Here is a 26916-nt window from a genome sequence, read left to right as displayed (position 1 = left end):
GGGTGGAAGGCTTCGGACAGGGCAACAGGTCGTCGCCGCGATGGATGATTTGCCTGACACTCTGAACCCTGGAGGCCGCGATGCTCCCCACCGTCGCCCATGTGCTCGACCTGGAGGTGATGCGCCGCGGCCTGCCCCAGGTGGTGGCCGGCGCCGACCACCTGGAACGCCCGGTCCGCTGGGTGCACGTCAGCGAGCTGCCCGACGTCGCGGGCATGCTGCGGGGCGGCGAGCTGGTGCTGAGCACCGGCATCGCCCTGCCCGAGGACCGCGAGGGCCTGGCCCGGTACGTGCGCGAGCTCGCCGACATCGGCGTGGCCGGGCTGGTCATCGAGTACGGCCGGCGCTACTTCGACACCCTGCCGCGCGCCCTGGTGCACGCCGCCGAGCAGCGCGGCCTGCCGCTGATCGCGCTCCGCCGCGAACTGCGCTTCGTCGCCGTCACCGAGGCGGTGCACGCCCTGGTGGTCAACGCCCAGCTGGAGCAGCTGCGCACCTCCGAGGCGATCCACCAGGTCTTCAACGAGCTGGTCGTGGAGGGCGCCGAGCCGGCCGAGGTGGTCCGCCAGGTCGCCCGGATCGCGGGCGCCCCGGTCGTCCTGGAGAACCTCGCCCACCAGGTGCTGGCGCACAACCCCGCCGGGCGGCCCGAGGCCGAGCTGCTGGAGGACTGGGAGCGCCGCTCGCGCGGGGTCCGCCCGCCCGGGCGCACCGGGCACGACCCGCGCAGCGGCTGGCTGGTCACCACGGTCGGCGCCCGCGGCCAGGACTGGGGGCGGCTGGTACTGGTGCAGGACCCGGGACCGCACCCGGAAGGCGGCCCGCACCCGTTCACCATGCTGCTGGAGCGCGGCGCCTCCGCGCTGGCGCTCAACCGGCTGGTGGTCCGCGACCGGGAGAGCCTGGAGCGGCAGACCCACCGCACCCTGCTCTCCGGCATCCTCACCCACGCGCTGACCGTCTCCGAGGTCGCGCTGCGCGCCCAGGCGCTCGGCGTCCCGCTGGAGGGACGGCGGCTGGTCGGCGCGGTGCTGCGCCAGCGGCGCGGCCCGATCCCCGCCGCGCTGGAGGCGCAAGCCCGGCTGCGCGACTTCACCGAACTGGCGGCGAGCGCCGTCCGCGCCTGCCGGCTCTCCGCACTGGTCGGCGCGCTGGACGACGAGGGCGTCGGCGTGCTGATCGCGCTCGGCCCCCAGCAGGACGAGCACGCCGCGCTGGACGCCTTCGCCGCGGCGCTGCGCCGACTGGCCGCCGAGGCGGCCCGGGACCCCTCCGCGCCGGCGCCGGTGGTCGCGGCCGGCTCCTCGGTCGGCTCGGTCCGCGACGCCCGGCGCACCCTGCTGGAGGCCACCCAGGTCGCCGACGCCGCGCTGCACGACGGTCCCGGTGGCCGGACGGCGTCCTACTACCGCCTCCCCGACGTGCGACTGCGCGGACTGCTGCACCTGCTGCGCGACGACGCCCGGCTGCAGACCTACGTGGAACGCGAGCTGGGCCCGCTGCTCGCCTTCGACGCCGAGCACAACAGCCAGCTGGTGCAGATGCTGCGGATCTACCTGGAGCAGGGCCGGAACAAGTCCGCGGCCGCGGACGCCGCGCACCTGTCCCGGCCGTCCTTCTACGACCGGCTGCACAAGGTCGAGCGGATCCTCGGGGTCGACCTCGACCAGGTCGAGTCCTGCCTCTCCCTGCACGTCGCCCTGCTCGCGCTGGACGCCGTGCGCCGGTAGCCCTGCACCGGGCGGAGCCGTCCTAGACGCCGGTGATGCGGGTCCAGACCTTGTGCAGGGCGGGCCGCTCGGCGGAGGTGACGTCGCGCATGGTGTGCAGCCGGGCGCGCATCTCCTCGGTCGGGAAGACCAGCGGGTGCTCCGCCAGCTCGGCCTTCTCCCGGTCCCCACTGGCCGCCAGCACCTCGCGGGCGGCCGGCACCGGGCAGATGTACTGCACGGCGGCAGCCAGCTCGGCGGCCACCTCGGGCTGGTAGTAGTGGTCGATCAGCAGCTCCGCGTTGCGCTTGTGCACGGCCCGGTTGGGGATCAGCAGGCTCTCGGCCCAGAGTTCGCCGCCCTCCTCGGGCACCACGAAGGCGATGTCCGGGTTCTCGGCCGTGAGCTGGACGGCGTCGCCGGAGTACGCCTGGCAGGCCAGGGCGGCGCCGGAGGCCAGGTCGCTGGTGTAGTCGTTGCCGGTGAACCGGCGGACGTGCCGGCTGTCGACCATCCGCTGCACCAGGTCCATCGCCCGGTTCGCGTCGTCCTCGGTGAAGGCCGTGATGTCGGCGCCGTGGGCGAGCATCAGCAGGCCGAGCGCCTCGTCCAGGCCGGCGAACAGGGTGACCCGGCCCTTCAGGTCGGGTGCCCACAGGTCGGAGACGGACTTCAGCTCGCGGCCGAGCTCCTTGCGGTTGTAGGCGATGCCGGTGATCCCGGACTGCCAGGGCACGCTGTGCCGGCGCCCGGGGTCGACCGCCGGGTCGGCCAGCTGGGGGTCCAGCTGCGCCGTGACGTTGGGCAGGTTGGCCCGGTCCATCGCCTGCACCCAGCCGAGCCCGATGTAGCGGCCGACCATCCAGTCGCTGACCACCATCAGGTCGCGTCCGGGGTCGGTGCCCTGGGTGAGCACCGGCCCCATCTTGCCGAAGAACTCGTCGTTGTCGTTGATGTCCTCGGTGTAGGTGACCCTGATCCCGGTCCGCTCGGTGAACGCGTCCAGGGTCGGGCGCCCGCCGTCGTCGTCGGCGTCGATGTACTGGGTCCAGTTGGAGAAGCCCAGCCGCTTCTCGCCCTCGGAGCGGTCGGGGGCGGAGCGGCGGTCCTCGTCCACGTAGGCGGACGGGATGCCGCAGCCGGTCAGGGCGGTGGTCCCGAGCAGTCCGGCGGTGGCGCCGAGCACCCGGCGACGGGTCGGGCGGCGGAGCCCGCTCGGGCGGCGGGTCGGGGTGGTGCTGGGCATGGTGGGGCCTCCGGGGCGTGGAACGGCCCCGGACGCACGGGGGGAGCGCCCGGGGCCGTCCTGTCGGTGTGTCAGACGGTGTGCGCGTCGGTCAGCGACAGCACCTCGTCGAGGACGGCGAGGCCGGTCTTCGCCTCCTCCTCGGTGACGGTGCACGGCGGGACGACGTGGAAGCGGTTCATGTTGACGAACGGCCACAGCCCGCGCTGCTTGCAGGCGGCGGCCAGCTCGGCCATCGGCGCGTTGGCGGCGCCGGCCGCGTTGTACGGCACCAGCGGCTCGCGGGTGGCGCGGTCGCGGACCAGGTCGAGCGCCCAGAAGACGCCGAGCCCGCGGACCTCGCCGACGGACGGGTGGCGCTCGGCCAGCTCGCGCAGGCCGGGGCCGAGCACGGTCTCGCCGATGTGCTTGGCGTTCTCGACGATGCCCTCCTCCGCCATGGTGTTGATGGTCGCCACCGCGGAGGCGCAGGCCAGCGGGTGGCCCGAGTAGGTGAGGCCGCCGGGGAACGCCCGCTCGGCGAAGGTGGCCGCGATCTCGGCGCTGATCGCCACGCCGCCGAGCGGGACGTAGCCCGAGTTGACGCCCTTGGCGAAGGTGAGCAGGTCGGGGGTGACGCCCCAGTGGTCGGCGGCGAACCACTCGCCGGTGCGGCCGAAGCCGGCCATCACCTCGTCGAGGATGAAGACGATGCCGTAGCGGTCGCAGATCTCCCGGACGCCGGCCAGGTAGCCGGGCGGCGGGACGAGGATGCCCGCGGTGCCGACGACGGTCTCCAGGATGACCGCCGCGACGGTGCCGGGGCCCTCGAAGGCGATGACCTGCTCCAGGTGGGCGAGCGCGCGCTCGCACTCCTGCGCCTCGTTCTCGGCGTGGAAGTTGGAGCGGTAGGCGTACGGGCCCCAGAAGTGCACGACGCCGGAGACGCCGGCCTCGTTGGCCCAGCGGCGCGGGTCGCCGGTCAGGGCGATCGCGTTGGCGGTGGCGCCGTGGTACGAGCGGTAGGTGGAGAGCACCTTCTGCCGGCCGGTGTGCAGCCGGGCGAGCCGGATGGCGTTCTCGTTGGCCTCGGCGCCGCCGTTGGTGAAGAAGATCTTGTCGAGGTCGCCCGGGGTGCGCTCGGCGATCAGCCGGGCGGCCTCGCTGCGCGACTCCACCGCGAAGCCCGGGGCGATGGTGCAGAGCTTCGCCGCCTGCTCCTGGATCGCCGCGACCACCTTCGGGTGCTGGTGCCCGATGTTGGTGTTGACCAGCTGCGAGGAGAAGTCGAGGTAGCGGTTGCCGTCGTAGTCCCAGAAGTACGAGCCCTCGGCGCCGGCCACCGCGAGGGGGTCGATCAGCGCCTGGGCGGACCACGAGTGGAAGACGTGCGCGCGGTCGGCGGCCTTGACGGCCTGGCCGGCGGCTGCGTCAGCGGTGGGGATGCTCATGCGGAAAGGCTAGGGACTCCGCGGGCCGAAATGGAGGTCCATCCTGTCAGCCGGTCGCACCGACCGCCGACAGGGTGCAAAGACACCGGGCCCGGGTCGCGAGGACCCGGGCCCGTGATCCGACCGGATCAGATCGCGGTCATACGGCACCTGATGGCCATGACCCGCTCAGATCGCGGTCATGACGTGCTTCACCCGGGTGTAGTCCTCGAAGCCGTAGGACGAGAGGTCCTTGCCGTAGCCCGACTTCTTGAAGCCGCCGTGCGGCATCTCGGCGACCAGCGGGATGTGGGTGTTGATCCAGACGCAGCCGAAGTCCAGGCGGCGCGACATCCGCATGGCGCGGGCGTGGTCCTTGGTCCACACCGAGGAGGCCAGCGCGAACTCCACGCCGTTGGCGTAGCCGACGGCCTGCTCCTCGTCGGAGAACTTCTGCACGGTGATGACCGGGCCGAAGACCTCGTTCTGGATGATCTCGTCGTCCTGCCGCAGACCGGAGACGACGGTCGGGGCGTAGAAGAAGCCCTTGTCACCGACCCGGTGGCCGCCGGCCTCGACCTTGGCGTGCTCCGGCAGGCGCTCGATGAAGCCGGAGACCTGCTTCAGCTGGTTGACGTTGTTCAGCGGGCCGTACAGCACGTCCTCGTCGTCCACGCCGCCGGTCTTGGTCTCGGCGGCGGCCTTGGCCAGCGCCTCGACGAAGGCGTCGTGGATCGACTCGTGCACCAGCACGCGGGTGGCGGCGGTGCAGTCCTGGCCGGCGTTGAAGAAGCCCGCCACCGAGATGCCCTCGACGGCCTCGGCGATGTCGGCGTCCTCGAAGACGACGACCGGGGCCTTGCCGCCCAGCTCAAGGTGGACGCGCTTGACGTCCTTGGAGGCGGACTCGGCGACCTGGATGCCGGCGCGCACCGAACCGGTGATGGAGGCCATCGCCGGAGTCCTGTGCTCGACCATCAGACGGCCGGTCTCGCGGTCGCCGCAGATCACGTTGAAGACGCCGGCCGGCAGCTCCAGATCGCCCAGCACGCCGCCGATGATCTCGGCCAGCAGCACGGTGGAGGCCGGGGTGGTGTCCGAGGGCTTCAGCACCACGGTGTTGCCGGCGGCGATGGCCGGGGCGAACTTCCAGACCGCCATCATCATCGGGTAGTTCCACGGCGCGACCTGGGCGCAGACGCCGACCGGCTCGCGGCGGACGATCGAGGTCATGCCGTCCATGTACTCACCGGCGGCCTTGCCCTCCAGCAGGCGGGCGGCACCGGCGAAGAACCGGATCTGGTCGACCATCGGGCCGATCTCCTCGGAGAGGGTCAGCGCCCGCGGCTTGCCGGTGTTGCGACACTCGGCGTCCACCAGCTCGTCGGCGCGGGCCTCGACCGCGTCGGCGACCTTGAGCAGCACCTTCTGCCGGGTGCTCGGGGTGGTGTCGCGCCAGATCGGGAACGCGGCCGCGGCGGCGGCCATGGCGGCGTCGACGTCGGAGGCGCCGGACAGCGGGGACGTCGCGTAGACCTCGCCGGTGGTGGGGTCGACGATGTCGAGCGTACGGCCGTCGGCCGCATCGACGAACTCACCGTTGATGTAGTTGCGCAGCGTGCGAAGGTCGCTCACGGGTCTCTCCTCGGTCTCGGCCTGCGGCGTTGCAGATTCCGGCGCCATGGTACGTCGGCCGGTCCGGCCGACGAAGGGCGCCGAGTGGCCGCGCCGCAAGCGCCGCGGTCCACTGGATTGGCGGAATGCACGCAGCGCTGCGGGGCCGCGCGCGTACCGCAGCCAGGGTAGCCCGACGACTGCCGGTATCGACAGGCCAACGGCGCGCAGACGATGAAATCCGCACCCGTTTTTCAAGATCGCGACGAAATCAGCAGATCCCGCGCTTGCGAACGCCGGATCGATCGGGCACAGTGGCGGCGTGGCCAACCGCGACCGGAACGCCAGCGTTCCCCTCGACGCCGCCTCCAAGGCGATCATCGAGCAGCTCCAGGAGGACGGGCGCCGCCCGTACGCCGCCATCGGCAAGGCCGTCGGCCTGTCCGAGGCTGCCGTGCGGCAGCGCGTCCAGAAGCTGCTCGACCAGGGCGTGATGCAGATCGTCGCCGTCACGGACCCGCTCACCGTCGGCTTCACCCGCCAGGCGATGGTCGGAATCCGGGTCGAGGGCGACATCGAACCCGTCGCCGACGCGCTGGCCGCCCTCGACGAGGTCGACTACGTCGTCTGCACCGCGGGCTCGTTCGACCTCCTGGCCGAACTGGTCTGCGAGGACGACGAGCACCTGCTCGAACTGATCAACAAGCGCATCCGCGCGCTTCCCGGCGTGCGGAGCACCGAGAGCTTCGTTTACCTGAAGCTCCGGAAACAGACCTACACCTGGGGCACCCGATGACAGCCGACCCGGCGCAGAAGGACCTTTCCAAGACCGCCTACGACCACCTGTGGATGCACTTCACCCGCATGTCGTCGTACGAGAACTCTCCCGTGCCGACGATCGTCAGGGGCGAGGGCACCTACGTCTGGGACGACAAGGGGCGCAAGTACCTCGACGGCCTCGCCGGCCTGTTCGTCGTCCAGGCCGGCCATGGCCGCGAGGAGCTCGCCGAGGCCGCCGCCAAGCAGGCCAAGGAGCTCGCCTTCTTCCCGGTGTGGAGCTACGCCCACCCGAAGGCCGTCGAGCTGGCCGAGCGTCTGGCCAACTACGCCCCGGGCGACCTGAACAAGGTCTTCTTCTCCACCGGTGGCGGCGAGGCCGTCGAGACCGCCTGGAAGCTCGCCAAGCAGTACTTCAAGCTGACCGGCAAGCCGACCAAGTACAAGGTCATCTCGCGCGCCGTTGCCTACCACGGCACCCCGCAGGGCGCCCTGTCCATCACCGGCCTGCCGGGCCTGAAGGCCCCGTTCGAGCCGCTGGTGCCGGGCACCCACAAGGCGCCGAACACCAACATCTACCGCGCCCCGGCCTTCCTCGCCGGCCCCGACGGCACGGTCGACCCCGAGGCCTACGGCCGCTGGTGCGCCGACGAGATCGAGGTGGCCATCCTCAACGAGGGCGCCGAGACCGTCGCCGCCGTCTTCGTCGAGCCGGTCCAGAACGCCGGTGGCTGCTTCCCGCCGCCGCCCGGGTACTTCCAGCGCCTGCGCGAGATCTGCGACCGCCACGACGTGCTGCTGGTCTCGGACGAGGTCATCTGCGCCTTCGGCCGCCTGGGCACCATGTTCGGCGCCGACAAGTTCGGCTACCAGCCCGACATGATCACCTGCGCCAAGGGCATGACCTCGGGCTACTCCCCGATCGGCGCCACGATCATCTCGGACCGCATCGCCGAGCCGTTCTACAAGGGCGACAACACCTTCCTGCACGGCTACACCTTCGGTGGCCACCCGGTCTCCTCCGCGGTGGCGCTGGCCAACCTCGACATCTTCGAGCGCGAGGGCCTGAACCAGCACGTGCTCGACAACGAGGCCGCGTTCCTGGGCACCCTGAGCAAGCTGCGCGACCTGCCGATCGTCGGCGACGTCCGCGGCAACGGGTACTTCTACGGCATCGAGCTCGTGAAGGACAAGGTCACCAAGGAGTCGTTCAACGACGACGAGGTCGAGCGCGTCCTCTACGGCTTCCTGTCGAAGGCCCTCTTCGACAACGGCCTGTACTGCCGCGCCGACGACCGTGGCGACCCGGTCGTCCAGCTGGCCCCGCCGCTGATCTCCGACCAGTCGACGTTCGACGAGATCGAGCAGATCCTGCGGACCAGCCTCACCGACGCGTGGGCGAAGCTCTGATTCCCGGACTTTCTTCCCCACCCTCCGCCGCAGGGCGGTCCCGCTTCGGCGGGGCCGCCCTGCGGCGTTCCTCCGGACCGCTCTTCGGATCAAACACGCCTGATTCCTGGTGATTTGCCCCGGATGGAGCAGTGTGCCGCGCCCGCGCCCAGGCCCGATCGTTCTAATCTGACGACTGTCATATCCCTGCGGCCCCCAGGACGGAACCTCATGGCAGCGGCCCCTCCTGACAACGACGTGCTGTGGGCCCGGGGGATCGTCAAGTCCCATCACGGCACCCCCGCTCTGCGCGGCGTCTCGCTCGGGGTCCGGGAGGGCGAGGTGCTCGCCGTCACCGGCCCGCGCGGCTCCGGCAAGAGCACCCTGCTCGGCTGCCTCTCCGCCCTGCTCCCCGTCGACGAGGGCGAGGTCTGGTTCAACAGCGCCCCCGTCCACACCCTCGGCCGGGCCGGCCGGGAACGGCTGCGCCGCGACCGCTTCGGCTTCGTCGGCTCCGAGCCGCACCTGGTGCCCGAACTGACGGCCCGGGAGAACGTCGCCCTGCCACTGCTGCTGGCCGGCGCCGGCGGCAAGGCCGCCCACACCGCCGCCGACGAGTGGCTGGAGCGCCTGGACATCGGCGAGATCGCCAAGGTCCGGCCCGACCGGCTGGTGCAGAGCCAGCGCCAGCGGATCGCCGTCGCCCGGGCCCTCGCCCCGCTCCCCCCGGTCGTCTTCGCCGACGACCCCACCGCGCCGCTGCACCGCGAGACCGCCGAGCAGGTCCTGCGGATACTGACCAGCGCGGCCCGCTCCCACCAGCTCACCCTCGTGCTGGCCACCCACGACCCCGAGCTCGTCCGGTACGCGGACCGCGCCGTCTCCCTCGTCGACGGACGCCTCACCGGCCCCGTCACGCCCGTGCCGCGCGGCACCACCGCCCCCGGCACCGCCGGGGCCGCCGTCGTCCCGGCCGCCGGCCGCTGAGGGGGTCCGACGTGTTCTACCTCCGCCTGGCCCGCGGCTACCGGGCCCTCGACCTCGGCCGCTGGCTGCTGACCGCCCTGGCCGGCGCCGTCGTCGCCGCCTTCCTGCTGCGCGCCCTCGGCCGGGCGATGAGCGATCCGGTGGCCGGCTCCGACGCGCTCGTCCGACTGCTCTGGTGCCTGCCGCCGCTCGCCGCGGTCGCCTGGTTCGCCGCGGTCGCCGCCCGCGCCCTGCCCGCCCGGCGGGCCGAGCGGATCACCGGCCTCACCACCGCCGGAGCCGGGGCCGGCCGGATCCGCGCCCTGATCGCCGGCGAGGTCGCGCTCGCCTGTGGCACCGGCGCCGGCCTCACCCTGCTGCTCTTCCTGGTCCTGCGCAACGACATCGCCGGCCCCGCGCTCGCCGACGAACTCGGCATGGGCGTGGCCCTCCCGGCCGCCGCCCCGGTCGCCCTGCTCGCGCTCGTCCCGCTCACCGCAGGCCTCGCCGCGGCCGGGGCCGTCCCGCACGCCGAGACGCTGCCCGGCCGGCCCCGGCCCGAGCCGACCGGCTTCGGCCCGTGGCGGCTGGCCCTGCCGATCGGCCTCGCCGTCATCGGCCTCGCCCTGGAACTCATCGCGCTGCGCCCGGGCGCCGCGGTCGACGGCCGCCCGATCCACCTGCCGGCCGGGCTCGGCACCACCAGCACCGCGGCGCTCGGCGGCTGGGCCGCCTCCGCCCTCGGCCTCGCCCTGCTCACCGGCCCGCTGCTCGGCCTGGCCGGCCGGCTGCTGGCGCTCGGCCGTCCGACCCCGCTGCGACTGCTCGCCGGGCGCGGCCTCACCGCGCAGGCCCGTCGGCTCGGGGCACCGCTGGCCGTGCTCGCCCTGGCGGTCGCGGTGGTGCTCACCACCGTCCGCTACTGGCTCGGCGAGCCCGGCAGCGCCGATGTGCTGCCCGCGATCGAGGCCGCCCTGGTCCTGGGCTGCGCGGCGGGTGCGGTGGCCGTCCGGCTGGCCGAGCTGCGCACCGCCCGCCGGGGCGTCGCCGAGGCGCTGCTGCGGCTCGGCGCGGCGCCCCGGCTGCTGTTCGGCGCCGTCGTGCTGCGGACCCTGATGGCCGGCACCGTCCTGCTGGTCACCGGCGGGGCGACCGCCGCACTGGCCGCCGCCGGCCTGCGCTGACCCGTCCGGTCAGCCGGCCGCCGCGAGCTGGCCGCAGGCGCCGTCGATCTCCTGGCCGCGGGTGTCGCGGACCGTGGTCGGCACCCCGTGCGACTGGAGCCGACGGACGAACTCGCGCTCGTCCTCGGGCCGGGAGGCCGTCCACTTGGAGCCCGGGGTGGGGTTCAGCGGGATCAGGTTGACGTGCACCCGGTGGTTCTTGATCAGCCGGCCGAGCAGGTCGGCCCGCCACGCCTGGTCGTTGATGTCCTTGATCAGCGCGTACTCGATGGAGATCCGGCGGCCGGACTTCTCGGCGTAGTTCCACGCCGCGTCCAGCACCTCGGCGACCTTCCAGCGGGTGTTGACCGGCACCAGCTCGTCGCGCAGCTCGTCGTCCGGCGCGTGCAGCGACAGGGCCAGCCGGCAGCTGAGGCCCTCGTCCGCGAACCGGTTCATCGCCGGGACCAGGCCGACGGTGGAGACGGTGATGCCGCGCTGGGAGAGGCCGAAGCCGTCCGGCGCCGGGTCGGTCAGCCGGCGGATCGCGGCCAGCACCCGGTTGTAGTTGGCCAGCGGCTCGCCCATGCCCATGAAGACCACGTTGGAGAGCCGGGCCTCGCCGCCCGGGATCTCGCCGGCCTTCAGCGAGCGCATTCCGGCGGCGATCTGCTCGACGATCTCGCCGGTGGACAGGTTGCGGGTCAGCCCCGCCTGGCCGGTGGCGCAGAACGGGCAGTTCATGCCGCATCCGGCCTGCGAGCTGATGCACATGGTGACCCGGTCCGGGTAGCGCATCAGCACCGACTCGACGAGCGTGCCGTCGAACAGCTTCCACAGCGTCTTGCGGGTGGCGTCGTCGTCGCAGGACACGTGCCGCACCACCGACATCAGCTCGGGCAGCAGGCTCCCGGTGAGCTTCTCCCGGCTGGCGGCGGGGATGTCCGTCCAGCTCGCCGGGTCGTTGGACATCCGGCCGAAGTAGTGGTTGGAGAGCTGCTTGGCGCGGAACGGCTGCTCGCCCAGCTCGGCGACGGCCTCCTTGCGCTCGGCGGGGCTCAGGTCGGCGAGGTGTCGCGGGGGCTTGGCGCCGCGCGGCGCGACAAAGGTGAGTTCTCCGGGCTTAGGCATGGTCCGTCCAGTGTCGCAGACGCGCGGAGGCCCCGGACGCCGTGCGTCCGGGGCCCCTGTCCGCGGGGTGGGGCGGCTCAGCTGCCGACGAAGGCCGCCAGCAGCAGCCAGACCACCGGAGCGGTCGGCAGCAGCGAGTCCAGCCGGTCCATGATGCCGCCGTGGCCGGGCAGCAGCGTGCCCATGTCCTTGATGCCCAGGTCGCGCTTGATCATCGACTCGCCCAGGTCGCCCAGGGTCGCGGTGACCGCCGCGCAGCCGCCCAGGATCAGGCCCTGCCACCAGCTGCCGCCGTCGATGATCAGCTCCATCAGCAGCGCGCCCGCCAGCATCGACAGGCCGATGCCGCCGGCCAGGCCCTCGCGGGTCTTGCCCGGGCTGATGGTCGGCGCCAGCTTGGTCCTGCCGAACTTGTAGCCCACCGCGTACGCCCCGGTGTCGCTGCACACCGTGACGATCAGGAAGAGCACGATCCGCTGCGGACCGTCGTCGGCCGCCAGCATCATCGCCACGAAGGTGGCGAGGAACGGGACGTAGAAGGCGGTGAAGATGCCCGCCGTTATGTCCCGCAGGTAGTTCTCGGGAGGCTCGGCCATCCGCCACACCATCACCGCGAGCCCGGTGAGCGCGAGCGACGCCGCCGCCCACTGGATCCCCGACCAGTAGCCCGTGGCGACCATCGCGATGCCGCCCGCGACCAGCGGGACCAGCGGCGCCTTGATCTCCTTGCGCTCGGCCAGCCGGCTGGTCAGCTCCCAGACCCCGACCGACACCGCCGCGATCACCACGACCAGGAACAGCGCCTTGACGACGAACAGCGAGGCGACGATCACCGCGCCGAGACCGACGCCCACGCCTATCGCGGCCTGGAGGTTGCGACCACCGCGCTGTTTGCGCTGCGGAGGCTGAGGCTGCGGATCGGCCTGGGCCACGGGTGTCTCCTGCCCTGGGTGGGACGACGGCACGAGGAAGGGCTGCCCCGCCGCCGGTCCACCCGGCGCGCCGGGGTACGGCCCGCCCGCGCGGGCGGGCGGGGCGGCGTCGGTGATCGCGCGCAGCACGACCGTCTCCGACGCGCCCGGCTCCGGCGCTCCGGGCTGCTCGTCGCGGAACAGCGGTCCGCTCAGCCGACCCGCCTCCCGGGCCGGCCCCTCGGCGGGGTCGGCCCCGGGCGGGGGCGCGGGCTGCGGGCCCGGGTCGGCCGGTACGGGAGGCATGACCTGAGTCTCCTCCGCGTCCGGGTCCCAGTACACCGGAGGCTGCTGGGAGTGACCCGTTCGGTGGCCGGGGTCGTTCGCGCCGTACGACCCGTACGGCGCGGGCCGGCCCGGCGGCTGCGCCGGGTGGCCGGGTATGCCGCCGGCCTGCGCAGGAGCGGCGGGTCCCTGCGCAGGCGGGTACGGCCGGTACGGCTGGTACTGCTGGTCGGACGAGCCCCAGTAGCCAGGGGCGTCAGGGGCGTCGTTCATCAGACCTCGAGCAGCTCGGCTTCCTTGTGCTTCAGCAGCTCGTCGACGGAGGCCACGTACTTGGCCGTGGTGTCGTCGAGCTCCTTCTCGGCGCGGCGGCCGTCGTCCTCGCCGACCTCGCCGTCCTTCACCAGCTTGTCGATGGCGTCCTTGGCCTTGCGGCGCACGGCGCGGATCGAGACCTTGGCGTCCTCGCCCTTGCCGCGGGCGATCTTGATGAACTCCCGGCGGCGCTCCTCGGTGAGCTCGGGGAGCACGACCCGGATGATGGAGCCGTCGTTCGACGGGTTGACGCCCAGGTCGGAGTCGCGGATCGCCTGCTCGATGGCCTTCAGCGCGGTCTTGTCGAACGGCGAGACGACCGCCATCCGGGGCTCCGGCACGGAGAAGGAGGCCAGCTGGTTGATCGGCGTCACGGCGCCGTAGTACTCCGCGACGATCTTGGCGAACATCGCCGGGTGCGCACGGCCGGTGCGGATGGCGGCGAAGTCGTCCTTCGCGTGGGCGACGGCCTTCTCCATCTTCTCCTCGGCGTCGAGGAGGGTCTCTTCGATCACTGTGATCTCCCTGTCCGGTTCATCTGCTGTTGTCCCGACCGGTGTCGGCGCCGGGGCCTCGCGGCGGCGGCGCCGTCCGGTGCGGCTGGTTGCTGCTCAGGCCCGGACAGAATCCTGGCTGATGAGTGTGCCGATCTTCTCACTCTTCACCGCCCGCGCGATATTGCCCTCCGCAAGCAGCTCGAAGACCAGCATCGGGAGGTTGTTGTCCTTGCACAGCGTGATCGCGGTGAGGTCGGCGACCTTGAGGTCGCGCGCGATGACCTCGGAGTACTCCAGCGCGTCGAACTTGACCGCGTCCGGGTTGGTCCGGGGGTCGGCGTCGTAGACGCCGTCCACACCGTTCTTGCCCATCAGCAGGATGTCGGCGTGGATCTCCAGGGCCCGCTGCACGGCGGTGGTGTCGGTGGAGAAGTAGGGCATGCCCATACCGGCGCCGAAGATCACCACGCGGCCCTTCTCCAGGTGCCGGACGGCGCGCAGCGGCAGGTACGGCTCGGCGACCTGGCCCATCGTGATGGCGGTCTGGACCCGGGTCTCGATGCCCTCCTTGACCAGGAAGTCCTGGAGCGCGAGGCAGTTCATGACCGTGCCGAGCATGCCCATGTAGTCCGAGCGGGCCCGGTCCATGCCGCGGACCTGGAGTTCGGCGCCGCGGAAGAAGTTGCCGCCGCCGATCACCACGGCGACCTCGGTGCCCGCGCGGACGACCGTGGCGATCTCGCGGGCGATCGCGTGCACGACGTCCGGATCGACGCCGAGCCCGCCGCCGCCGGCGAAGGCCTCACCGGACAGCTTCAGCAGCACCCGGCGGCGCGTGCCGTCGTGGGTGTCCTGCGCGGTCTCCTGCGTCTCCTGCATGGACTTCTCCTTCTACACCTACTGGTTCACAGGCGCGGACGTGCGGATCCCCGGCCTGCGCGTACACGAGAGGAGGCCACTGCCGCGGGAACCGGTTCGGTGTCCTGCACGGCAATGGCCTCCTCGTCGTTCATGCTGCCGACGCGGCTCGCCCATGGACGGATGGCGCTGGGTGAGCCCGTACGGCGCGTTCCCTGCCGCCCTGGTCAGCGGGCGGGGGCGGTTTCCAGCCTACGGCCGGAAGCCCGGATGGAACGTGGCTCAGGCGCCGACGCGGAAGCGGGCGAAGCGCTTGAGGGCGACGCCGTTCTCCTCGAGCACCTTGGCGACGGTCTTCTTGTTGTCCTTCGCGAAGGCCTGCTCCAGGACGGAGTGCTCCTTCACGAAGCCGGTGACGCGGCCCTCGACGATCTTCGGCAGGGCGGCCTCCGGCTTGCCCTCCTCGCGAGCGGTGGCCTCGGCGACGCGGCGCTCGTTCTCGAGGTCGGCGGCCGGGATGTCCTCGCGGGACAGGTACTTCGGGGCGAAGGCGGCGATGTGCTGCGCGACGTCCTTGGCGACCTCGGCGTTCTCCTTGTCCAGCTCGACCAGGACGCCGACGGCCGGCGGCAGGTCGGGGCTGGTCTTGTGCAGGTAGACCGCGACGAAGCCGTCGCCGTCGAACTGCGCGAAGCGACGGAAGACGATCTTCTCGCCCAGGGTCGCGTTGGCCTCGTCGACGAACTGCTGGACGGTCTTGCCGGCCTCGATCTCGGAGGCGAGGGCGGCGTCCAGGTCGGCCGGGGCCGTCTTGGCCACGTGGGCGGCGATGGCGTCGGCGACCTTGACGAAGTTGTCACCCTTGGCGACGAAGTCGGTCTCGCAGTTCAGCTCGACCAGGACGCCGGACTTCTTGTCCTCGGCGATGAGCGCGGCGACGGCACCGTTGGAGGCGTCGCGGCCCTCGCGCTTGGCAACGCCCTTCTGGCCCTTGATGCGAAGGAGCTCGACGGCCTTCTCGACGTTGCCCTCGGCCTCGTCCAGGGCCTTCTTGCAGTCCATCATGCCGGCGCCGGTGAGCTCACGGAGCTTCTTGACGTCCGCGGCGGTGAAGTTCGCCATGGTGTGAATCTCTTCTCGCGTCTCGCGTGTCTGCGTGGGGTAGCGCCGGGGCCGGTGGTTCGGCCCAGGCACGGGAGAGAGGGGCACCGACCGGTGTCGTACCGGTGGGTGCCCCTCACCCTTGGTACGTCAGGCCTGCTCGGCCGGCGCCTCGGTGGCCGGAGCCTCGGCAGCCGGAGCCTCGTCGGCGGGGGCCTCCGCGGCGGGAGCCTCGGCAGCGGGAGCCTCGGCGGCCTTCTTCTCGCCCTCCAGGAGGTCCTTCTCCCAGTCGGCCAGCGGCTGGTCGGCGCCCGGCTCGGCCTTGACGTCGCCCTTGGCGACACCCGCGCGGGCCTTGAGGCCCTCAGCGACGGCGTCGGCGATCACACGGGTCAGCAGGGTGACGGAGCGGATCGCGTCGTCGTTGCCCGGGATCTTGTAGTCGACCTCGTCGGGGTCGCAGTTGGTGTCGAGGATGGCGACGACCGGGATGTTGAGCTTCCGGGCCTCGCCGACCGCGATGTGCTCCTTCTTGGTGTCCACGATCCAGACGGCGCTGGGAACGCGCTGCATGTCGCGGATACCGCCGAGGGTCTTCTCCAGCTTGTCGTGCTCGCGCTGGAGGACCAGGAGCTCCTTCTTGGTGAGGCCGGAGCCGGCCACGTCCGAGAAGTCCAGCTCGCCGAGCTCCTTGAGGCGCTGCAGGCGCTTGTAGACGGTCGAGAAGTTGGTCAGCATGCCGCCGAGCCAGCGCTGGTTCACGTAGGGCATGCCCACGCGGGTGGCCTGCTCGGCGATGGCCTCCTGGGCCTGCTTCTTCGTGCCGACGAAGAGGACGCTGCCGCCGTGGGCAACGGTCTCCTTGATGAACTCGAAGGCGCGGTCGATGTAGTTCAGCGACTGCAGGAGGTCGATGATGTAGATGCCGTTGCGCTCGGTGATGATGAAGCGCTTCATCTTCGGGTTCCAGCGGCGGGTCTGGTGACCGAAGTGGACGCCGCTCTCCAGCAGCTCCCGCATCGTGACGACGGCCATGGCCGTGCTCCTCAGGTGTTACGCCCGGCTCCGGCGCAGCGGCGTCGCGGTCGGCGCGCGGTGGCGCTCCCCGCTCGGCTCGTGCGAACGGCCGGGTCAGGCTCGGTTTGTCCGTGGCGGCCAGGTGACAGCCACGCCTGACGCCCCGAACGTGCCGAGCCGCTTCGGCCCGGTGGTCCTGGGACCGGCCGGGCTCGGCGGACCGAGCGGCACTCGCACCTGGCGGAGGTGGCGGCGAGGCCGCTTCCGTCCACCGGTGGCGGGGCGTGCGAAGTCGACCCGGCGGACCGGGTCGCGTGTGAAGTGTACGGGAAGCGCCGAGCGCGGGGCGACTCCGCGGCGGGCGGGCGGGCGGGGACAGGGCTGGTCCGGGGCGCTCGGGCGGCCCTGTCGGGCCCCCGTAAACCCTGAGGGGTACACCCGTTGGAGGGACGGCCGTGGTCCACAGGGGCCGGTTGTCCACAGGAACCGGGGCGGGGGTGGCCGGGTCGGCGCGGGCCGGGGAGCCTCGGCGGCATGAGTGCTGCTGCTCGGGTTGCGGGCGGCCCCGGGGGGTCGTGTGGGGGCCGACGGTCGTCGTGCTGTTCGTCGTTCCGGTCGCCGGGTCGGCCTCTGGGCCGCTCCCTGGGCCGGTCGATGTGTCGGCCACTGGACCGGTCCCTGGGCCGGTCTCTGGGCCGGTCTCTGGGCCGGTCGATGTGTCGGCCACTGGACCGGTCTCCGTCCGGACGGCGGGTCCTGGTGGTCGTCCTGGCGGTGCTGGTCGCGCTGCTGCCCGCCGGGTGGGCCGGGGCACTCGGGCCCGCGGCGGGCGGCGCCGTGCGCGCCGACGGCGGGGACGCCGGGGACGGTGGCGCGGGCGGTGGTGCCGGCGGCGGGCGGGCGTGGCCGGTGGACGGTCCGGGCGGAGGGCCGGGCGCCGTGGTCCGCCGCTTCGAGGCACCGGCGCGGCCGTGGGGTGCCGGGCACCGGGGTGTCGACCTGGCCGCCGTCCCCGGCGCCGAGGTCCGGGCCGCGGCTCCCGGGGTGGTGACGTTCGCCGGGCCGGTGGCCGGACGGCCGGTGGTCACCGTCACCCACCCGACGGCGGACACTCCCCCGGCGCCCCCGCTGCGGACCACCTATCTGCCGGTGACCGGCACCGTCCCGGTGGGCACCGCGGTGGCGGCGGGCCGGGTGATCGGACGGCTCGCCGACGGGACCGGCCACTGCGCCGAGGGCGTCTGCCTGCACTGGGGGCTGCTGCGCGGGCGGCGCTACCTCGATCCGCCGGCCCTGTTCGGCGCCGGCCGGGCCCGGCTGCTGCCGCTCACGGACCCGCTCCCCCGGGACCCGCTGTCCCAGGGCCCGCTCCCTCCGGCCCCGGCGCGGCCGATCAGCTCGGGCCGAGACCGTGCAGCGCGAGGGCGACGGCGGCGTCCGCGATCACCTCGGGGCTCTCGGCCCGACCCCCCGCCGCCCGTTGCTCGGACTGCCGGACGGCCGCCTCGACGATGCCCTGGAGCAGCGCGGCGGCCAGCCGGGGCTGTTCGTGGCCGAGGTCCTCCAGGGCCTGGACCACCAGCCCGACCAGCGTCCCGTGCGCCGCCCGGATGCGCTCGCGGGCCGCGTCGTCCAGCTCCAGCGCGGAGATCGCGGCGACCGCCCGGTGGCGCGGGTCGGCGGCCAGCGCGAGCTGGCCCCGGACGTAGGCCTCGATCCGCTCGGCCGCGGTGTCCCCGCTCGCCATCCCGGCCTCGATCTCGGCGGCCCAGAGCGGGAAGTCGGTCTCGCAGAGCGCCTCGACCACGGCCGCCCGCGAGCGGAAGTACTCGTACACCGAGGACCGCGCGAGCCCCGTGCGCGCCGCGAGCGCGGGGAAGGTCAGGGCTTCCATGCCTCCCTCGGTGAGGAGACTGCGGGCAGCGTCGAGGAGGGCTGCCCGCTGCATCTGACGGTGCTCGGCCACACTGGCCGCTCGGATCTTCGGCACGCACTCCACTGTACGGAGCCCTACATCCCGGCGGTACGGTGCCGCGCGCCGCCGCGATGCGGAGGGTTGCGTACCGGGGCGCGGGGCGCGGGCCGGGTGTGCGCGGCGCACCCCCGCAGGGGTCCCGCACCGCCCGGCCGCTACCGGATGTCCGACAGCTTGGCGCGCAGCTGGAGGACCGACTTGGTGTGGATCTGGCTGACCCGGCTCTCCGTCACCCCGAGCACCTGGCCGATCTCGGCGAGGGTCAGGCCCTCGTAGTAGTAGAGCGTGACCACGGTCTTCTCCCGCTCGGGGAGGGTGTTCACGGCCTGCGCCAGCAGTCGGCGCAGCTCCCGGTCCTCGGCCACCTCGACCGGGTCGTCGGCGCCGTGGTCCTCCAGGGTGTCCATCAGGCTGAGCCGGTCGCCGCCCTCGCCGACGGGGTGCAGCAGCTCGTCGAGCGCTACCACGTTGGCGAGCGAGAGCTGGCTGAAGATGGCGTGCAGGTCCTCGATGGCGATGCCCATCTCGGCCGCCACCTCGGGCTCGTTCGGCGTCCGCCGCAGCCGGGCCTCCAGCGTCGCGTACGTCCGCTCGACGGCCTTCGCCTTCTGCCGCACCGAGCGCGGGATCCAGTCCAGCGCCCTCAGCTCGTCGATGATCGCGCCGCGGATCCGGCTGATGGCGTACGTCTCGAACTTGATCGCGCGTTCGATGTCGAACTTCTCGATCGCGTCGATCAGCCCGAAGACCCCGGAGGAGACGAAGTCGGCCTGCTCGACGTTGGAGGGCAGGCCGACCCCGACCCGGCCGGCCACGTACTTGACGAGTGGTGAGTAGTGCAGGATCAGCTGCTCCCGCAGCCGCTGGTCGGCCGTCTCCTTGTAGGCGCGCCAGAGCTCCTCGAGCGCCGTGCGCTCCCGGCCGGCCGCCTCCCGGCGAGGGCCCGGCGCCTCGGCCGGCGCGGGGGCGGCCGTGTCGGCGGACGCGCCGGGCGCGTCCGGCCGGTCGTCGTGAGCCCCCGGGTGCGCCGGCCGGCCGCCCTGCCGTGCGAGGGCCCCCATCCCGCCCGCGGCCTTGGGCGGGATCTCGGTCACGGTGCGCCGCTCGGTGCGCGGCCCTCCCGAGGACCGGGCGCCACCGGTCACTCGGTGTCCGGGAATGTGTGTGGGCATACGTTGGTCTGCGCCGTTCTGCCGAGTCATGTGCTGATAGGGAAGGCATGGCGAGCGTAGCGTGACCGACTCACTGCGCAGTGCTACCACCACCCGGTCGTCCCCCGATCCGGTGGCGTTCGTGTCACCGCCCCGGGGTACCCGGGACGGACAAACCGGATGCCGGGCCCCGGCCTACGCCCTTCCGCCCCCGGTCCGTCAATCCCCGTTCTCCCTCCCACTCGTCCGGGTGGCCGTCCCGCGCCGTCGGCCCTCCGCGGCCGCCGTCACCTCCTGCGCACCAGACGCCAGTGCGCGCCGTGCCGTTCGACGTGGCCGAGCGATCCCAGCTCGTAGAGCCTCTGGAGCACCTCGTCCGGCGGGAGCCCGGACTGCCGGGCCAGCCGCTCCACCGGCGCGCCGTCCGGGGTGGCGGGCACCGCTTCCAGGACCCGGGCCGCCGCCGGCTCCAGGAGGTCCCTGGGCAGCACCGGCCCACTGCGCTGCGGTGCGAGGTCGTCGCCGATCGCACCGATCAGCTCGCCGACCTCGGCCGCGTCGGTGACCACGGTGGCGGCGCCGCTGCGGATCAGGGCGTGCACCCCGGCGGACAGCTCCGAGGTCACCGGGCCGGGCACGCCCATGGTGTGCCGGTTGAGGTCGCGGGCGCGTCGGGCGGTGCTGAGCGCCCCGCTGCGCAGCGCCGCCTCGACCACCACGGTGCCGCGGGTCAGCGCCGCGATCACCCGGTTGCGCAGCACGAACCGGAACCTGGTCGGGTGCTCCCCCGGCGGGAGTTCGCTCAGCAGCAGCCCCTGCTCGCCGATCCGGCGGATCAGCCCGGTGTTGCCCCTCGGGTAGGCGACATCCACCCCGCAGGCGAGGACGGCGACCGTCGGGGCGCCGACCGCCAGTGCGCCCCGGTGGGCGGCCGCGTCGATGCCGTAGGCCCCGCCGGAGACGACCACCCAGCCGCGTTCGGCGAGCTGGGCGGCGAGGTCCCCGGCGACGTGCGCGCCGTACGCCGTGCAGGCGCGGGCGCCCACCACCGCGACCGAACGCAGCGCGAGCAGCCGCAGCGATCCGGTGCCGACCACCCAGAGGCCGGTGGGCCGGCTCTCGTCGAGGTCGTCCAGCTGGCTCGGCCACTCCGTGTCGCCCGGAATGATGAAGCGACCGCCGGCCGCCCGCACCCGTTCCAGATCGGCGGCCGGGTCGAGACCGGGCAGCCGGGCCCGGTAGGCCGCCAGCCGGGCACCGTCCGGTCCCGGTCGGCCGGGGGCCGTGCCGTCCCGGATCGCCCGGACCACGTCGAGGGCGTGGGAGTCGGCGAGCCAGCGGCCGAGCGCGGCGTCCCCGGGTTCGCCGAGCCGGCTGAGCACCGCGCGGGCGAGGCGCTCGGGTTCGGGCTGCGGCTGGGGTGCAGGCCCGGGCTCGGGCGGCGCCCCGGGCCGAGGGGCGGTCCCCGGTGCGACGGGCTGACCGTGGGTGAGGTCGTTCGCGGTGCGGCTCACGGGGCGGCCTCCTCGGGTTCGGGCTTCGGTTCGGGTTCGGGCGCGGGGCGCGGACCGGCGGTCCGACGGGCGGGCCGGGACCGCGCCGCGCGGGGCTCGGCCCCGTCACCGGCCCCGTCCGGCCGGTCGAAGAAGCGCTCCGTCAGCGGGAGCCCCTGCTCGACGCCGGTGCGCAGGACGAGGGCCGTCCGGACGTCGCGCTGCTCCGGGCGGTCCCGGCCGGCCAGGTCGGAGACCGTCCAGGCGACCCGCAGCACCCGGTCCAGACCGCGGGCGGTCAGCAGGCCCCGTTCGAGCTGGCGTGCGGCGTCGTTCAGCGCGCCCGGCGCCAGCTGCCACCGGGTGCGCAGCTCGTGGCCGGGGACCTCGGCGTTGGTCCGCCACGGTGTGCCGGTCAGCCGGGCCGCCGCGCGTTCGCGGGCCGACAGCACCCGGGCCGCGACGACCTCGGTGGTCTCCGCCGAGGTGTCGCGCTGCATCAGCTCGGCCCTGGTCACCGGGGCGACCTGGACCTGGAGGTCAACCCGGTCGAGCAGCGGCCCGGAGAGCCTGCCCTGGTAGCGGCTGACCATGGCGGGCGTGCACTCGCAGCCCTCGCCCCGCCGCGAGTGGCGCCCGCACGGGCACGGGTTGGCGGCCAGGTTATGGGGGTCGTTCATCCTGTCCGTTTGTCCGGTCCGACACTCACCCCCTTCTGCCTGCCGTCGCCATCGGAGGGCCCGCGCCAGCCGTTGGCGCAGGCCCTCCTTACTGTCCTTCGGTCACTCAGCGCGATCTCTGCCGAAGTCAGGTACAGCCACCAGCCAGATCTTCGATAGGCCGGCGTGGCTCTAGCGGTTGTGCAGGAGCCAGAGGACTCCCGCGATCGCGGCGCTACCGGCGGCTCCCGCACCGCCTCGGACGAACGCATACAAGGCCGCCCTGCCGAGCCTGCGGACCCGAACGCGCCTGTCTGACCTTGCCACTGAGCCCTCCCCATAGGTGCATCTACCAGTCCATCACTGCGGGAGCTACGCAGCCCCGCGAGATAAAGCGTCTGGCCACCAGCAGAGAGGGTCGGCACAAGTGGACTTGAACTGAGTGAAGTTGACGACACTGCGGACTAGTCTCAACAAGTCTCAAGTGCCATCAACAGGGGAGAGCCATGGCGCGTGTCCCGATGCCAAGTCCCGATCAGTTGCCTGCTGGTCCGCACCGTGACCTACTGCACGCGGTACATGTGCTCCATGAGGAAGCCGGCTGGCCGGGCCTGCAGAAGACCAGTACGGCTATCAAGGCCCGAGACGACCTCAACGACACGATCAGCCACGAGGGCATCAGCAAGATCCTCCGAGGTGAGGTGGTCCCGACGCAGTGGCTCAAGCTCGAAGCTCTCGTTCGCCAGTACCTCACCTGGAGCATTGTCCGTAGCAAGGACATCGACCAGGAGGTCTTGCGAGTCCACAGCTTGTGGCAGAGGGCAGTGACCACCCTTGCCCCTGGCCCAGGGGATTCGGCCTCGGCTGGTCCGAGCCGCCACTCGTCGCCAGAGCATCTGGCGTGGATCATCAACGAGCTGTTTGCCGAGGGCCACGATGACAGGGCACACGAGATGTTCGCGCAAGCGGCTGAACGTGGCCCAAGTGAGAGCGTCCCGTTGGTGGCCGCGTTGATGGCCACTCATCCGGACGATGCGATGCGCTCGCTGTACTTCCTCGGCGTCGAAGCAGCGCGCGGGTTCGATACTCTCGCCGACCTCCTGACTGAGGTGTATCGCGTGCCGCCAGAGACGTGGCGCGGCAGGGACTCCGTGGACGCAGTGATGCAGGCGGTCGTGGTTCACGGCGGGCTCTTCGACAACATCGTTCAAGTGCTGGAATTCCTGGACGACCGCAGCGATCGTGTGGGATTTGAGGGCCTGCTGCGGGCTGCAGCGCGGAAGCTCGATCCATCCAATGCCGCAGACTTCCTCATAGCGATGAAGCGGTCGCCGCGGGCTGATGCGCTGGTCAGTGCGTTCCTGTCGGCGCTTGTGGCACACATGGATGAGCCGCTGGTGAGACGGATGCTGGACCAGTTGGACTCCCACCCTGAGCTCAGAGGGGAGACCGCCAAGCTGGCTGTGCTCGCCTTCAGGCGGCAACGGCACGGTGTCGAATGACCGGGGAAGGGGAGGGCATGGCAAAAGTTCAGAGCGACCCGACGAGCCCAAGGCACCGAGGCCGGCAACCTGCTGTCGCTGGGCTCGGGCTGGCCGCCATCTGCTACCTCGCGATTACTGCGGCGGTCGGATTCGCGATGGGCAACCGGATCATTGACAGCGCCTTCTTCGCCGCGTGCTACGGGGTGTTCGTCACCGGAGTGGCTTTGCTGCCGCTGTTGGCATGGAGGTCCCGGCCGACCGGCCCGGACGGGCGCCGTCGGCCGCCGAAGGTTGCGCTCAACGCATGGATGTTCGGCGCGTACATCGCACTGCACGGGATCATGTACAGCCTTGATCGCGGGTCCGATGGCAACGTCATCGTGCTCGCTCTTGGCTGGGGCATGTTCTGCTTCGCCGGGATGACCTGCATGTACTTCCTCGGACAGCTGCTTTGGGGCAACGACACGGACGCCGACCAGGCAGCACCGGAGCCGCCGACGCTTGGGTGATGGCCACGCAAGGGAGGACCAGGGCCACCGGGTTTCATTCCGGTGGCCCTGGTCCTCCTTGCGTGGCCATCATCAGCATGAGGCGGGCTGCGGCCGCCGGCCCGAGGAGTGCCGCTGCTGTGGACTCGCCGTCACAACGCGAGAGCGTGCCGGTAGACGGCCCGGAGCTTGGTACGGAGGGTGCTGTCGGCGACGGTCTTCAGGGCGGTCTCGTGGTCGGGCTGCACTGTGCGGAGCTGGTTGCGCTGCCGGTCGAGGTAGGCGGCGAGGAAGGTGTAGGTCTCGCCGCTGGTGGTGGGCAGCACGGCCGCGACGTACAGGGAGACGAGGGAGAACGACCAGCAGCCGTGGATGAACCCGTACGCGGGGCGGTGGGTCTTCTTCCACGGGGAGTAGAAGGTCTGGGTGTTGTCGATCTCGCACCTGGTGGCGGTGAGCGCGTCGTTGAGCCAGTTGTGGCCGGCTTCGTGGACGAGGTCGCGGCCGACCATGACGGGGTTGTCGGGGACGTAGTCGAGGACGACGGTGCCGGGCATCCGGCTGATGGTCCAGCTCCGCAGGGGGCTGCCGAGGGGCTTGCCGTCGAGGAGGACGACGACGGGGGCGTGGCCGGCGATCAGGTCGCCGAAGCCGTGGTCGGCGGCGACGCTGGCAGCATCGAGAGTGAGCTTGGGCAGGTGCTCGGGGGCGGCCTGGGAGGCGGGGCCGAGGACGTAGTACGGGGTGTCGGAGATGGCCGAGGTGAGCAATGCCTGCGCGCCGGGCTCGACCGTCAGCGGGCCGCCGGCCCCGGTGAAGCGGTCAGCACCGGCGTCGGGGTGCTCGGCGTACCAGGTGAACGAGTCCTGGTCTCCATTACGGGCGGCAAGTTCGGCTCCTTCGAGGACGTGGTGGGCGAGCGCGTACGCGGCGGCCGTGCTCTGGGTCGGCGCGGCGACGGTGCGGCCCGTGCCTTGGCTGAGGGCATGGTGGATGCGCTGGGTCTTGGCCTGGTGATGGTCGTGGATCGCGGGCAGGTGGAAGACGGTGCTGAGGTCCATCGCGGTCTCCTTGACGCGGGGTCGGGTGGGGCCAGGGCGGGGTGGGCCCTGGCCCCGGCGGGTGCCCGTCCCACCGGGCACCCGCGGTTTCACCGTCAGGCGTGGACGGTCGGCTCGGTCGGCCAGTCGTCGGCGCCCTCGCGGGAGGAGTGCATGGTGAAGCGGACAGAGCCGTCGTCCTCGCGGAGCTCCTCCACCACGTCGAGGAAGTCCTTGGCCCAGCTGTCGCTCATCGTGGGTTCCTTTCCGTACGGGTCGGTTGGGGATGTGCTGGGTGTTCGGCCCGGGTGCGGCGGGCCTCTCGCCCGCGCCGGCGGGCTCATGCCGCCGGAAGAGGCTCGGGGAGGACGCCTGCCGGGGCCGGGCAGCCGCAGCCGGTTTCGGTGTCGGGGGCTTCAGCTTTGAGAGCGGCGACCAGGAGTGCGGTGGCCTGGTCGAGGGCGGCGAAGTAGGCGGTGTCCGCCTGGCCGGTGGCGGGCAGCAGCCGCAGGTCGAGGACCGGGTGGGTGCGGCCGGTGTTCTCGCAGGTCAGGTTGTTGCGGGCGACCAGGAGGCGGACGGTGGACGGCATGGCGCTCTCGCACCGCCGGGCTGCCCGGCACAGGGCGGCCGCGGTGGCGGTGTACTCGGCGCTGGTGCGCGGGAGGATGCCGACCTCGCGGGTCTGGTTCTTACGTGCCGGATCGTCGTACTGGTGGCCTTCGCAGCTGTCGTAGGTGACGAGGTTGCGGCGAGAGGTGATGTGTTCGACGAGGGGTTTGATGCCGGGTTCGATCGCGTCGTCCCACTGGGGGTGGGTGGGGTCGAGGTCGTCGGCCACCTGGGTGCCGGGCAGGCCGGCGGTGTTGATGTTGCCGAAAGCGCTGGTCACGAGCCGGGCCGGATTGCGTGCGGCGGCCGGGTTGTCCCAGGTGGCCAGGAAGTCCTCGACGTCGCGCATCCGGTTGACGGGGGTGGGACGCCAGTGTGCGGTGCGGCACTGGGCGCCTTCGGGGTGTTCGGGGGCGGCGAGGAGGGCGGCGGTGCCGTCGATGAGCCGCATCCGGTGGTCGCAGTACTCCTCGTGCTGGCCGGCGAGGTTCATGCGCCAACGGGTGGCGATGCAGCCGCCGCCGCAGGTGGTGCGGTAGTCGCAGGTCAGGCAGCCGGTCATGAGGCCGCGGCCTTGGCCGAGGAGGTTGGAGGTGCGCTGTGGGGTGGTGATGTCGGCCGGGCTGGTGCCGGGTTCCAGGACGGTGAGCTGGGCCTGTGGCCAGGGGAGTTCGTCGCAGCTGCCGAGTCGGCCGTCGGGGTAGAGGGTGAAGACGTGGTCGCACTTCATGTCGGAGAAGTGGCAGAACGACACGCCGAGGCCGCGCAGGCGGCGGATAGTGGGCACGGCCGGGGAGAGCTTGATGCGGCGGAAGAGGCCGCTGGTGATCCAGTGGGCGGTGGCGGCGAGGACGAAGTCGGCGTACTGGTCAGGGGTGATCGCCCACGCGGGTCCGCCGGGTGCGTCGAGCGCGGCCCGCTGCAGGGTCCGGCTGGCCGGTCGGCGCCGGCCGGGGTGGGCGGTGGGGCGGGTGATCGCGGTGTCGAAGCACGGCACGAAGCTGACCGAGGTGACGGCGTCGAACGCGGCCAGGTGGTCCAGGACTTCGGCCGCGCGGTTCAGGACGGCGGGGGTGACGGTGGTGATGATCCCGCAGCGGCGTCCGCGCTCGGCCAGCAGTCCGAGGGCCTTGAGGACGGCCGGGTAGGTGGGTTCGCCGTCGTAGCCGACGCGCCACCGGTTGCCCTTGGCGTCTCCGTCCAGGGAGATCCCGATCTCGAGCCCTGGGTAGTGGGCGTCGAAGAGTTCACACCATTCGGCATCGAGGGCGACGCCGTTGGTCTGCAGGGACACCCGCTTGACCTGCGGCATCGCGGCGAGGGCCTGCAACAGGTCGGCGATGTGTTCCTTGCCGGCGGTGAGCGGTTCCCCGCCGTGGAGTTCGACGGCGAGCGGCCTGCCACCGAACGCCTCGGGGAGGAGGTGGACCTGATCGGAGGTGATGACCCGTCCGCCGGGGGCTTCCTTGCGCTTCTCGTAGCAGTGCAGGCAGTCGATGTCGCAGGTCTCGCCGCGGACCTTGAGGATCACTGAGACAGCGTCGTCCTCGGATGTCTCCAGCGTCCGGTACAGGTGGGCTATCCGCTCGTTCACGGTGGTGGGGTGCAACGGGTGCCTCCCGAAGA

The 26916-nt window shown here is 72.3% G+C and carries 22 protein-coding genes and 2 pseudogenes; 8 read left to right on the top strand and 16 right to left on the bottom strand.

All coding sequences use genetic code 11. From position 1 onward, the window contains the following. The first annotated feature begins 80 nt into the window (after positions 1–80). Entirely contained in the window at positions 81–1730 is a 1650-nt protein-coding gene (locus ACFC0B_RS32315; RefSeq protein ID WP_376093928.1) for a PucR family transcriptional regulator, read from the top strand. 22 nt (positions 1731–1752) lie between these two features. Here the strand turns inward: ACFC0B_RS32315 and ACFC0B_RS32310 are convergent, their stop codons facing one another. The 3 genes from ACFC0B_RS32310 to ACFC0B_RS32300 all read right to left on the bottom strand — a co-directional run bounded on the left by ACFC0B_RS32310 (position 1753) and on the right by ACFC0B_RS32300 (position 6047). Next, positions 1753–2955 carry a spermidine/putrescine ABC transporter substrate-binding protein gene (locus tag ACFC0B_RS32310; protein ID WP_376093925.1) on the bottom strand — a complete coding sequence of 401 codons (1203 nt, stop codon included), beginning with the start codon at positions 2953–2955 and terminating at the stop codon, positions 1753–1755. A 71-nt stretch (positions 2956–3026) separates the two neighbouring features. Next, positions 3027–4385, bottom strand: coding sequence for an aspartate aminotransferase family protein (locus tag ACFC0B_RS32305; protein WP_376093922.1), 1359 nt, complete (start codon positions 4383–4385; stop codon positions 3027–3029). A gap of 168 nt (positions 4386–4553) precedes the next feature. Beyond that, positions 4554–6047 carry a gamma-aminobutyraldehyde dehydrogenase gene (locus tag ACFC0B_RS32300; protein WP_376093919.1) on the bottom strand — a complete coding sequence of 498 codons (1494 nt, stop codon included), beginning with the start codon at positions 6045–6047 and terminating at the stop codon, positions 4554–4556. A 253-nt stretch (positions 6048–6300) separates the two neighbouring features. Between ACFC0B_RS32300 and ACFC0B_RS32295 the strand changes: the two genes are divergently transcribed. From ACFC0B_RS32295 to ACFC0B_RS32280, 4 genes are all read left to right on the top strand, one after another. Further along, positions 6301–6774: an Lrp/AsnC family transcriptional regulator gene (locus ACFC0B_RS32295; protein ID WP_030243538.1), complete on the top strand. Its 474-nt coding sequence runs from the start codon at positions 6301–6303 to the stop codon at positions 6772–6774. Then, the gene (locus ACFC0B_RS32290) at positions 6771–8165 is read left to right on the top strand and encodes an aspartate aminotransferase family protein (RefSeq protein WP_376093916.1); all 1395 of its coding nucleotides are present in this window, start codon (positions 6771–6773) and stop codon (positions 8163–8165) included. The genes ACFC0B_RS32295 and ACFC0B_RS32290 overlap by 4 nt, the downstream gene beginning before the upstream one ends. 210 nt (positions 8166–8375) lie before the next feature. Beyond that, positions 8376–9131, top strand: coding sequence for an ABC transporter ATP-binding protein (locus tag ACFC0B_RS32285; RefSeq protein WP_376093913.1), 756 nt, complete (start codon positions 8376–8378; stop codon positions 9129–9131). 11 nt (positions 9132–9142) lie between these two features. Further along, positions 9143–10294 carry a hypothetical protein gene (locus ACFC0B_RS32280; RefSeq protein ID WP_376093910.1) on the top strand — a complete coding sequence of 384 codons (1152 nt, stop codon included), beginning with the start codon at positions 9143–9145 and terminating at the stop codon, positions 10292–10294. Between the two features lie 9 nt (positions 10295–10303). On the opposite strand, the gene rlmN is transcribed toward ACFC0B_RS32280, so the two are convergent. The 6 genes from rlmN to rpsB all read right to left on the bottom strand — a co-directional run bounded on the left by rlmN (position 10304) and on the right by rpsB (position 16406). Then, on the bottom strand, positions 10304–11404 hold the full coding sequence (rlmN, locus tag ACFC0B_RS32275; protein WP_376093907.1) for a 23S rRNA (adenine(2503)-C(2))-methyltransferase RlmN: 1101 nt from the start codon (positions 11402–11404) through the stop codon (positions 10304–10306). A gap of 77 nt (positions 11405–11481) precedes the next feature. Beyond that, positions 11482–12873, bottom strand: coding sequence for a phosphatidate cytidylyltransferase (locus ACFC0B_RS32270; RefSeq protein ID WP_376093904.1), 1392 nt, complete (start codon positions 12871–12873; stop codon positions 11482–11484). Beyond that, positions 12873–13430: a ribosome recycling factor gene (gene frr, locus ACFC0B_RS32265; RefSeq protein WP_350568693.1), complete on the bottom strand. Its 558-nt coding sequence runs from the start codon at positions 13428–13430 to the stop codon at positions 12873–12875. The genes ACFC0B_RS32270 and frr overlap by 1 nt, the downstream gene beginning before the upstream one ends. A gap of 96 nt (positions 13431–13526) precedes the next feature. After that, positions 13527–14291: a UMP kinase gene (gene pyrH, locus ACFC0B_RS32260; RefSeq protein WP_350568694.1), complete on the bottom strand. Its 765-nt coding sequence runs from the start codon at positions 14289–14291 to the stop codon at positions 13527–13529. A gap of 261 nt (positions 14292–14552) precedes the next feature. Further along, positions 14553–15392: a translation elongation factor Ts gene (gene tsf, locus ACFC0B_RS32255; RefSeq protein WP_376093900.1), complete on the bottom strand. Its 840-nt coding sequence runs from the start codon at positions 15390–15392 to the stop codon at positions 14553–14555. 129 nt (positions 15393–15521) lie between these two features. Further along, positions 15522–16406: a 30S ribosomal protein S2 gene (gene rpsB / locus ACFC0B_RS32250; protein ID WP_376093897.1), complete on the bottom strand. Its 885-nt coding sequence runs from the start codon at positions 16404–16406 to the stop codon at positions 15522–15524. Between the two features lie 516 nt (positions 16407–16922). Between rpsB and ACFC0B_RS32245 the strand changes: the two are divergent. After that, a pseudogene (locus ACFC0B_RS32245) lies at positions 16923–17615 on the top strand (peptidoglycan DD-metalloendopeptidase family protein); the annotation flags it as partial. Between the two features lie 166 nt (positions 17616–17781). Here the strand turns inward: ACFC0B_RS32245 and ACFC0B_RS32240 are convergent. From ACFC0B_RS32240 to ACFC0B_RS32225, 4 genes and pseudogenes are all read right to left on the bottom strand, one after another. Next, positions 17782–18354 carry a TetR/AcrR family transcriptional regulator gene (locus tag ACFC0B_RS32240; RefSeq protein WP_376093970.1) on the bottom strand — a complete coding sequence of 191 codons (573 nt, stop codon included), beginning with the start codon at positions 18352–18354 and terminating at the stop codon, positions 17782–17784. A gap of 164 nt (positions 18355–18518) precedes the next feature. Further along, positions 18519–19424 carry an RNA polymerase sigma factor WhiG gene (gene whiG / locus ACFC0B_RS32235; RefSeq protein ID WP_376093967.1) on the bottom strand — a complete coding sequence of 302 codons (906 nt, stop codon included), beginning with the start codon at positions 19422–19424 and terminating at the stop codon, positions 18519–18521. Between the two features lie 377 nt (positions 19425–19801). Continuing rightward, the gene (gene dprA / locus ACFC0B_RS32230; protein ID WP_376093894.1) at positions 19802–21028 is read right to left on the bottom strand and encodes a DNA-processing protein DprA; all 1227 of its coding nucleotides are present in this window, start codon (positions 21026–21028) and stop codon (positions 19802–19804) included. Positions 21029–21171: 143 nt separating this feature from the next. Then, positions 21172–21669 (bottom strand): annotated as a pseudogene (locus ACFC0B_RS32225) (ATP-binding protein); the annotation flags it as partial. A 503-nt stretch (positions 21670–22172) separates the two neighbouring features. Here ACFC0B_RS32225 and ACFC0B_RS32220 point away from each other — a divergent pair. Then, positions 22173–23168 carry a hypothetical protein gene (locus tag ACFC0B_RS32220; protein ID WP_376093891.1) on the top strand — a complete coding sequence of 332 codons (996 nt, stop codon included), beginning with the start codon at positions 22173–22175 and terminating at the stop codon, positions 23166–23168. A gap of 17 nt (positions 23169–23185) precedes the next feature. Next, positions 23186–23659 carry a hypothetical protein gene (locus tag ACFC0B_RS32215; protein WP_376093888.1) on the top strand — a complete coding sequence of 158 codons (474 nt, stop codon included), beginning with the start codon at positions 23186–23188 and terminating at the stop codon, positions 23657–23659. A 131-nt stretch (positions 23660–23790) separates the two neighbouring features. On the opposite strand, the gene ACFC0B_RS32210 is transcribed toward ACFC0B_RS32215, so the two are convergent. The 3 genes from ACFC0B_RS32210 to ACFC0B_RS32200 form a co-directional block, all read right to left on the bottom strand. Further along, entirely contained in the window at positions 23791–24699 is a 909-nt protein-coding gene (locus ACFC0B_RS32210) for an HEXXH motif-containing putative peptide modification protein (RefSeq protein WP_376093885.1), read from the bottom strand. A 95-nt stretch (positions 24700–24794) separates the two neighbouring features. Continuing rightward, positions 24795–24932 (bottom strand): hypothetical protein, encoded by a 138-nt coding sequence (locus ACFC0B_RS32205; protein ID WP_376093882.1) that lies wholly within the window; start codon positions 24930–24932, stop codon positions 24795–24797. A gap of 86 nt (positions 24933–25018) precedes the next feature. Then, complete coding sequence (locus ACFC0B_RS32200) at positions 25019–26899, bottom strand: radical SAM protein (RefSeq protein WP_376093879.1); 1881 nt, start codon at positions 26897–26899, stop codon at positions 25019–25021. Between the last annotated feature and the right edge of the window lie 17 nt (positions 26900–26916).

This window comes from Kitasatospora sp. NPDC056184, assembly GCF_042268405.1.
GTDB lineage: Bacteria > Actinomycetota > Actinomycetes > Streptomycetales > Streptomycetaceae > Kitasatospora.
This window is presented reverse-complemented; position numbering and strand designations above follow the sequence as displayed.